The organism is Caldithrix sp., assembly GCF_056497305.1.
Map to the genome: position 1 here is coordinate 1 of NZ_JBSMDE010000058.1, position 8998 is coordinate 8998.

7 protein-coding genes and 1 pseudogene are annotated in these 8998 nt (G+C 44.5%); 1 reads left to right on the plus strand and 7 read right to left on the minus strand.

The window, feature by feature from the left end:
* Window positions 1-486 precede the first annotated feature (486 nt).
* From msrB to ACWB0I_RS04770, 3 genes and pseudogenes are all read right to left on the minus strand, one after another.
* Window positions 487-936 (minus strand): peptide-methionine (R)-S-oxide reductase MsrB, encoded by a 450-nt coding sequence (msrB, locus tag ACWB0I_RS04760; RefSeq protein WP_479386899.1) that lies wholly within the window; start codon window positions 934-936, stop codon window positions 487-489.
* A gap of 203 nt (window positions 937-1139) precedes the next feature.
* Window positions 1140-1313 (minus strand): annotated as a pseudogene (locus ACWB0I_RS04765) (DUF1573 domain-containing protein); the annotation flags it as partial.
* Window positions 1314-1325: 12 nt separating this feature from the next.
* Window positions 1326-1553: a hypothetical protein gene (locus ACWB0I_RS04770; protein WP_479386893.1), complete on the minus strand. Its 228-nt coding sequence runs from the start codon at window positions 1551-1553 to the stop codon at window positions 1326-1328.
* Window positions 1554-1715: 162 nt separating this feature from the next.
* Between ACWB0I_RS04770 and ACWB0I_RS04775 the strand changes: the two genes are divergently transcribed.
* Window positions 1716-2294 (plus strand): hypothetical protein, encoded by a 579-nt coding sequence (locus ACWB0I_RS04775; RefSeq protein WP_479386894.1) that lies wholly within the window; start codon window positions 1716-1718, stop codon window positions 2292-2294.
* A 152-nt stretch (window positions 2295-2446) separates the two neighbouring features.
* Here ACWB0I_RS04775 and ACWB0I_RS04780 read toward each other — a convergent pair whose 3' ends face one another.
* The 4 genes from ACWB0I_RS04780 to ACWB0I_RS04795 form a co-directional block, all read right to left on the minus strand.
* Window positions 2447-3403 carry an electron transfer flavoprotein subunit alpha/FixB family protein gene (locus ACWB0I_RS04780; protein WP_479386895.1) on the minus strand — a complete coding sequence of 319 codons (957 nt, stop codon included), beginning with the start codon at window positions 3401-3403 and terminating at the stop codon, window positions 2447-2449.
* 27 nt (window positions 3404-3430) lie between these two features.
* A complete protein-coding gene (locus tag ACWB0I_RS04785) occupies window positions 3431-4180 on the minus strand; it encodes an electron transfer flavoprotein subunit beta/FixA family protein (protein WP_479386896.1) in 750 nt (249 codons plus the stop codon).
* Window positions 4181-4263: 83 nt separating this feature from the next.
* Window positions 4264-6282 carry an enoyl-CoA hydratase-related protein gene (locus tag ACWB0I_RS04790; protein ID WP_479386897.1) on the minus strand — a complete coding sequence of 673 codons (2019 nt, stop codon included), beginning with the start codon at window positions 6280-6282 and terminating at the stop codon, window positions 4264-4266.
* A 935-nt stretch (window positions 6283-7217) separates the two neighbouring features.
* Window positions 7218-8501 carry a thiolase family protein gene (locus ACWB0I_RS04795; protein ID WP_479386898.1) on the minus strand — a complete coding sequence of 428 codons (1284 nt, stop codon included), beginning with the start codon at window positions 8499-8501 and terminating at the stop codon, window positions 7218-7220.
* Window positions 8502-8998: the final 497 nt, after the last annotated feature.

Here is an 8998-nt window from a genome sequence, read left to right on the forward strand (position 1 = left end):
CTAAAGCTGATACACTAAAAAATTAAGAAGTCCCGTAGGGACGAAACAAATTAGCCAACCGCGTCAGCGGTGGGTAAAGCAAAAACACAAAAAACATGGATCGTCCTGTAAGGACGAGATAGGAAACCGTTTTAACAGTTTACACAACGGAACATGAAATTAAATTTCTTGTTGTAGGACGTTTTCAATACAATGTAATGAAGAATTCTCGCTAACATTTTACGCAAAACATCTGTCTTAATCAAGCTGTGAGGCCGAACCGTTAAAAAGTCCCGTAGGGACTTTAACGTGGGATGCTGAAACATGCACCTATTCGGCTGTGTTAGGCCTGCGTGCTTACGTGTTTTTTAGAATACTTCCTTCAAAACATTTAGCGCTGTAGCATGCCATAGGCTCCTAACCAACCGGACGCCTATGGGGAACTACGCCAGTTAAAAAAATTCTTTTGCGATGTGGAATTAATGGACAGAGATCACAGATTGGCGGTTATTTTCCTGAATTTTCTGCTTTGGCTGCCGGCACAAAATGCAAAGCAGCTGAATTAATACAGTAACGCAATCCCGTGGGCGGTGGACCATCCTCAAATACATGCCCCAGATGCGCGCCGCAGCGGGCACAAAGAATTTCTGTGCGAACCATGCCCAGACTGGTGTCCTTCTTCAATTCTATATTCTCTTTATTTGCCACATCCCAGAAGCTGGGCCAGCCACTACCAGAATGGTATTTTGTTTGCGAAGTGAACAATTCGGCCCCACAGGCCACACAAACATAGGTGCCTTCTTCCCAGTAATCGTAATATTTCCCTGTGAAGGGGCGCTCTGTACCTTTTTTGCGCGTAACATAAAATTGTTCGGGGGTTAAACAGGATTGCCAGTCGGCATCGGTTTTAAACACTTTATGTCTGGATGTTCTGGAAGAATCGTCTTTTGCGCTCATGATTTTGCTTTCCTGATTTTGTCCAAAAATGACTGTAATGAACATTAAACTCAAAATGATTCGTTTCATGGTTACCTCGTTTTTATTTTTAAACGCAAATGGTGAAAAGAATAGTCCCGAGGGTGGGAAGTCTAAAGATTAAAGATTAAAATAATGCTCAGAAAAATGTAACAGATAAAAAAGGCTGCGTAAGCGGTTAATCGTTATTCTTTGCGAATAATTTTACCTTTAATGATCAAAGTCAACACCTTTTTGTTACGAGCATTGGAAAAAACTTTAATATTTTTCTGAAAAACCCCGATGCGATGGTGCGTATCAAAAGAGGCTTTAAGCTGTGCCCTGGCTCCCGGAGCAATGACTTCTGAACTCAGAAGTGCGGCTGTACAGCCTCAGCCACTTTTAAGGCGATAAATTCTTAAACTATCAGAGCCTGTGTTTTGAATGACAAAGATATGCGATATGATCGTATCGGCAGGGACTGAACCAAAATCGTACGTTTTTTCTGCAACAAAAATTTCAGGCCCTTTAACCTGAACAGAATCCTGAGCCTGTACCAGATTTGCCATGAAAAGCATGACCAAAAACAGACCAAGCCCGTATTTTGTAAAGGCTCGCACCTTTTTGCCCTCCTAAATTTTCTTTTTAATTTAACACAAAATGAAATCAGATCAAGGTATTTTTAAATTTTTGAAAATATTTTACGATAATGCACAATAGAGTTTGTTTTTTTGAAATTCCTTTTTAATTTACATTATGATGAAACTATGTTGGAGGTAGGCATGGCAAAGACGTTTTCGGAAATTGTTATTGAAGGTCCCTTTATGTTGGTAAAAGGATTTTTACTGGGTTTTTTATCCTGTAAAAAACCGGATGGCAAATACTTTTTTCACCGCAAGGCCAATATCAGAAGAGAAACATTGAAAGAATTTGTCAAAGAACTGTTCGAACTGGAGAACTATGTTCATTTATGCCTGGAAGATGACCTGGTGGAACCATTTAAAGAATCGTTCAAACTGTACACGCAGGTCACAGGGTATGATATCAAATCTGTCCAGCCCATAAAAGGGGCACACTTTTCTTTTGCCGCCGAACTTTTTGAAAAAGACCTGGCCGACCAGTTCAAACAGATCATCAAGCAATTACCAGAGGGAGTGAACTTAAGCCATTATCATCCTTCTGAAGAAGAAGAAAAAGATGCCAAAGGGATCGAAAGCTACGCCCCATTGCATGATTACATCTTCCGTGCTAAAGGAGAAATAGAAGGGGATTTCGAAGGCGTCATTGACACTTACATGAAGATTAAACGTTCAGATTTAGATGAATTTGTAATCTGCAGCGATATTAAATTGAAGATGTAAGCTCAATCGGCTAAAACAGAAATTTTAAATCTACTTTATGCCCCTTCGTTGGAGGGGTATTTTATTTTTGCCCGAGGTGCAAAGCAACCAAAATGGCCGGACAGATTGCCCGGCCATTGGAAGAAAGTGAACTAAATTCAACCAGAGAAGCATTAATTCTTCATCTTTTTTAATTCTTCAATCATACGCGGCACTACCTCAAACAGATCGGCTACAATACCATAATCGGCTACTTTAAAAATCGGTGCTTCAGGGTCTTTATTGATGGCCACAATGTATTTGGAAGAGGACATTCCGGCCAGATGCTGAATGGCCCCGCTGATGCCCACCGCAATGTACAACGTTGGGGAAACCGTTTTCCCGGTCTGCCCAACCTGCTCGTCATGGGGACGCCAGCCGGCATCGACCGCGGCCCGTGAAGCGCCGGTTGCCGCGCCAAGCAAGTCCGCTAATTCCTCAATCAAATGCCAGTTTTCCGGACCCTTCATGCCCCGGCCGCCAGAAACAATGATATCGGCTTCGGTTACATCCAGCTTTTCTTTGGCCCCACTGACAATTTCTTTGACAATAGCTCTAAAATCCGGTACATCGGCAGTAAGCTGTTCGGCCGTCGCCTGGACAGGTTGCTCAGAGGCCTGATACACATTGGGGCGAACAGTAACAATCTGCACATTGCCGTTCAATTGAACATTGGCTCGCACTTTTCCGGCGTACATGGGCCGCACCAATTTCAACCGGTTGTTTTCTACTTCTACCTGGATACAATCCGTGGCCATGGGCGCATTTAATAGCGCCGAAACGCGCGGCGCCAGATCCTTACCTGTAGCCGTGGCACCCATCAAAAGCACATCGGGCTGCCGATCTTTGACAACGCGCATCAATACTTTGGCGTAACCATCGGGGCTGTAAGTGTTCAACCGATCATCCTGTACAAAAAGCGCCTTCTGGGCCCCGTATTGAGCCACCTGCTCTTTGAACGTTTCCTGGGCCTGCCCAATAAACAGCACTTCAAATTCCGCCCCTAAATTGCGCGCCAGGGTAATATTTTCAAAAGTAATTTTTCGGATTTGTCCATCACGATGTTCACCATAGACTAATATTTTCATCATTTGTCTCCTGCCTTTTTCAGTTCTACCTTAAAGCACTTTGGCTTCTTCGCGCAATAAACGCAATAATTCCGGCACAGCGTCGGCACTGTCTCCCACAATTTTACCCGGTTTTTTGGGCGGTGGATAATTGTAGGAAACCACTTTCAGTTGCTCCGCTTCCAGATTGACGGGGCGCTCTTCGATCTGGATCTTTTTAGCGCGCATAATGCCCTTTAAGGAAGGATAACGCGGTTCATTTAATCCCCGTTGCGCGCCAATGATGGCCGGAAGGTTAAATTCCAAAATTTCATGGCCGCCGTCAATTTCGCGTTCAGCCAACACTTTGTCGCCATCTATTTCTAACTTGATCACCACCGTAGCGGCCGGAAGGTCCAACAGAGAACCGAGCAAAGATGGCATCTGGTTGTGGTCGTCATCGATAGCCTGTTTGCCTAAAAAAATCAGATCATAATTGCCTTCTTTTAAAACCTCGGCCAGCGCTTTGGCTGTAACCAGCGGATCATCCGGATGGCGATCGGTTTTGAGATGAATCGCCTTATCTGCCCCCATGGCCAGCGCCGTACGCATGGCTGTTGTTACGCGATCCGGTCCCAAAGAGATGACGGTGACTTCCCCTCCGTTGCTCTCCTTTAATTTTACGGCTTCCTCTACGGCAAATTCATCGTAGGGATTCAAAATGAAATTAATATCGCTTTCATCTACCTGACTCCGGTCTTCGCTTAATTTGATCCGGGCTTCGGTATCTGGCGTTTGTTTGATGCAAACCGCAATATTCACAATAACCTCCTTACTTTTACCAACATTTTTACAGCGCTAATTTACAAAAAAAATGAGTACAATGTGTTCAAAATGTCAATCTTTTAAGGGTAAAATAATTGACTCTCCCTTGCCATTTGCTTCAACAACTCCGCCGCATTAAAACGTTCGCCATGTTCTTCCTTTAATTGTTGTAATTGATTTACCACCGTGCTTATTCCGTGGGAGTCTGCAAATTTAAAAATTCCTCCGCGAAATGGCGGAAAACCAAAGGCGCTCACCAGCAAAAAATCCACATCTCTGGCCCTGCGCACCAGGCCCTGCTCCAGAAATGAAGCGGCGCGATTCAGCAAAAGAAAATGGATGCGCTGCTGAATTTTTTGGACCGCTGATTCAGTTAACCTGGATCTGGAAGTTGAGTTTCGGACTTCATTTGCAGTTGCCCATTCTTCAATATCCCTTACATCCTGACTCTCCTCCGCCACTTTTTCAGAACCGACTCTCTTCATTCCGTAAAACCAGCCACGCAGATTTTCTTTACCCATTTTCTGCAGCATGGCAAAGGGCCCCTGTCTCCAGCCAAATTGCATTAAAGCCCAATCGATCTGCTTTTCCGAAAAGCTCTCCCTTAACAAGCGCACAGCTTCAGCGATGAATGCCAGGAATAAACGGCAGGCTACACCAGGCAAAGTACCGTACACCATGACAGGAATTCTGTTTATCTGCAAAATTTCATTCAGGATGGACTTTACTTCTGTTTCTCTCTCTTTGTCAGGAATTCGTACTTCGGCCACCATGCTATTCTCCTGCCAGGTACAAAAATTAACGGCAACGGTGGGTTTGTTGTCCATGCACAGTGGCTCGACCTGCAGGACGATCGATGAGTCGGGCAGATTTTGTTCTATCTGTTCCCACAGAGATTCATCACACCAGCCGGTCAAAAGCAAATCACTGTCCTTAATAGCGTGTAAAACGCGCTCTAAAAAAATGTTCTGCCAGAGGCGTTGAAATTCATTTTCGGTTATTCTCTTTTTCTGGCGTAACCGTTTTAATTTTGAATGGAGATTTTGGCGGATGGCCTCCAGCCGTTGTTCTTCAAAATCGATTAAAGTAACGGTCTTCCCTTTACGCAGTAGCTGGATGCATAAATCAGAAAAAGTGGAGTCCACATTCAGCAAGCTTACTTTTAGCACAGGTCTGGGCAGCACGCCGGAAAGCATGGTTCTGGCCTCTTTTTTAAGTTCTTCTGACCAGACAAAGAGGCTTACCAGATTTTTAGATTGCGGCGTAACGATTAGATCGGCCAGGGCGCTAGCTTCCACTTCCAGCCCCTGTTCAATAGGCCTATTCCATGTTTTTTCGATGACTTCGATGGCTTTTAACGGCGCCGGATAAAGGCCGAGGGTCTCTTTAAGCACGCGTTTTCGGGCCATGTGCAGGATCATAGTGCGCACCGGTCGGAACTGTTCCAGCCTGAAAGATTTTTTCTTGTTTTTGAAAGCCACTGCTCCCATGATTACCTCTCTGGCAAATTGCAAAGCCTGTTCTTCTCGTTTTTCAGAACCAAGCAGGCGTTCCACAAGACCGATAGACAGAGCCTTGCGGGCCGAAATGGCTTTCCCGCTTAGAATGAGGTTTAAGGCTGCCGAAAGTCCTGTGACTCGAGGCAAACGCTGCGTACCGCCCCAACCCGGTAAGATGCCCAGCCGCACCTCGGGCAGACCGATGCGCGTTTTGGGATGATCGGTAGCCAGGCGGTAAGTACAGGCCAGACTCATTTCGGTGCCGCCGCCCATGCAGGCCCCATGAATAACAGCAACGGTAGGAAAAGGCAGCAAACTTAAACGCTGAAACAGTAATTGCCCCCTACGGGCCGCCTGCCTTCCTTTATCAATGCTGTTAATTTCCTGAAAAGCATGAATATCCGCTCCCGCAATAAAAACATTTTCTTTAGCGCTAAGAATTAACAAAGCAGTGAGCGGCCTGGCTTCCAACTTCTGCAAAATCACCTCCAGCTCATCAAAAACCGCTTCGTTAAAAAGATTGACCGGTTGACCTTTAAGGTCAAAGTAAAGACGACCGATCCCTTGTTCGTCCACTAACAAATTAAATGCTTTGCCCATTTGCTGTTACCTTTTTGTCATCGTATTTTTCCATAACTGGTTTAGCCATCATGGCCTTTTTAAATTAGCAAATTCATGATATGGGTACAAAAATAAACTTGTTTTAATAGCGCCTTTGTTGCCGGGGATCAGGAAGCAGGCAATTTTTTGCCATTCTAAAGCGAAGCATAACAGCAGGGAAAGCAGCGAAGCCGCGAAAGCATAGAAGAGCATGCTTTAATTAAAAATTACTTTTGCCTCCTTTGTGACTCACCTGTGCTCTCTGTGGCGGTTAAATTCCCGGGTAAATGCTTTTGGCTGCGGTTCTGCTGCCTTAGATATCAGACTTTGAGTCCCTTGTCCAAAACAGAAATTCCGTTTACACAAAACCAGCTAAACGTACCCGATATGTACTTTGATCCTCTTTTAATGATTCCGGTAGGGCAGGAAGGATTATTACAAACCTGATTCAAAAATTTGGTTATTAAAAAAATCAGCTGGAATGAATCAGAGAAAAATTTGTTTCAAATCTACACAGTTCTCTGCAGATTTTGCACAAGTCATTAAACATGCGTTTTCATTCTTATTAGCAGATTTAATTTACCTAATTCGTTAGGCGACCTTTTCATAGCTGGCGCAAAAGAGATTATTAGACATGGCAGGGGCTATTAAAAATCCAAAGTTGTCGCGCCTCAACCATTAAACTACCCCAGAGACCGCTAAAAAACAGGAATGCTCAAAAGAGCAATTTTTGATTAAAAATTACGAATTACGAATTATTTTGTGAAAGAGCCCGTCGGGCTCAGGCAGTTGAAGGTTTGGGTCGGCTGTCATTCAAATCCCATTTATGGAAAGAAGAATTCCTTACACAGTCCAATTGCTCCCCTTTGCCCCGATTTTTAGGGAGAGGTTTAGGCGGTGGAATCTATTACTCAGCAGATATTCTCAGTTATTTCTTAAATATTCTCCAGTAAAAAGGCAGCCCCTTGACCGCCGCCCACACACAGGGTGGCCAGGCCCAATTCTACCTTACGCCGTTTCATCTCTTTAGCCAGGGTTAATAGCAAACGTGCGCCGGAAGCGCCGACCGGGTGTCCCAAAGCAATTGCTCCGCCGTTCACGTTTAGTTTTTGGGGATCGATTTCCCCCATCGGTTGGCTTAATCCTAAATATTGCTGGCACAAGGTTTTGGATTCGGCCAGGCGCAAATTGGCGATGACCTGAGCGGCAAAGGCTTCGTTTATTTCAATAAGATCAATATCCTTAAGTGTAAACCTGCTTTTTTCAAACAAGCGTTTCATGCTGTAAACCGGGCCCAGGCCCATCTTTTCTGGATTAAGGGCAACAAAGGCAAAGGATTTCAGACGGGCCAGAGGGATGTAGCCATTAGCTCTTGCTTTGTCCTCGTTCATTACCAGCAACATGGCCGCCCCATCAGTAATCTGGCTGGCGTTACCAGCGGTAATGGTACCTCCTTGCGGATCAAAAACCGGTTTTAGCCGCGCTAACGCTTCTATGGTCTGGCCAAAGCGAATGCCATTATCTGAGCTCACCGGTTGTTCAGAACCTGGTACCTTTACAGGCACAATTTCTTCCTTAAAAATATTCCTACGGTGGGCAAGCTCTGCTTTCTGGTGGCTTTGTAGGGCAAAGGCATCCTGTGTCTGCCGATCAATGCCGAATTCCCGGGCCATGAGTTCTGTTACCTGTCCCATGTTTTTCCCGCAAAAACCGTCCGTAAGTCCCAATTGCAGTCCGATCACTGGTTTGAAGAAGGATGGTCGAACCTGCAAAAGAGTTTTAATTTTTTGAAATCCATTGCCCGCCTTAAGCAAATCGTTAAACCAGTTTTGCGCCTGACGATTAAACAACAAAGGGATTTGCGACATGCTTTCTACACCGCCAGCCAGAAAGAGATCACCTTCTCCCACCTGCAGTTTGTACCAGGCCTCGGCCACAGCCTGCATGCCGCTTGCGCAATTCCGTTGTACAGAGTAGGCCGGAATCCGCTCATCCAGGCCGGCAAATAAGGCGATGTTACGCGCAATGTTGGTGGCTTCGGGCGGTTGGGCTACATTCCCGACAATGACCTCATCGATTTCGCCCCAGGCAAGCCGGTATTTTTCTACAAGCGTTTTTAAAGCAATGGCCCCAAGATGCTGCGCAGGCAGGTCTTTAAACAAAGTATTAAACTTAATGAATGGCGTACGAAGCCCATCAACAATCACCAGATGTTTCATAGTTACCTCAACCGAAATTTATTTTTGAGGAATGTAAGGAATTTTTGAGTAATTGTCATATTTAGAATACTTCCCTTAAAAGATCTATTCCGCTAAAGCGGGATGCGAAAATTTTTGGGCTGTGTGAGGAAGCAAAACCGTTTAATTGTTGATTTGTTGAATGGTTGAATGAGCATCTAGCTGACATAGCAAATTCCCATTGTTCGTGAATGGTATTTCCAACATAGGTTAGAAAATTCCCCCACCATGCCTTCCCCCTCGCCCAGATTTTAGTAGTGTCAAAAGTTTTCAAATAGTTGCATATTTAATTTTAATGTTATTAATTAGTTGTGTAAAATTGGCTTGTCATCCCCCTAAAAAGGGGCGAGTTCGCATAACATTTTTACTCAAAAGAGGACAAGCCAAATGTTAAAATTTCGTAAATTAATTATCTGGCTTTGCAAAAAGTTCAATCGTGAAGAACTCCTTGAGCTTATTCACGAAATCAACCTCATTCT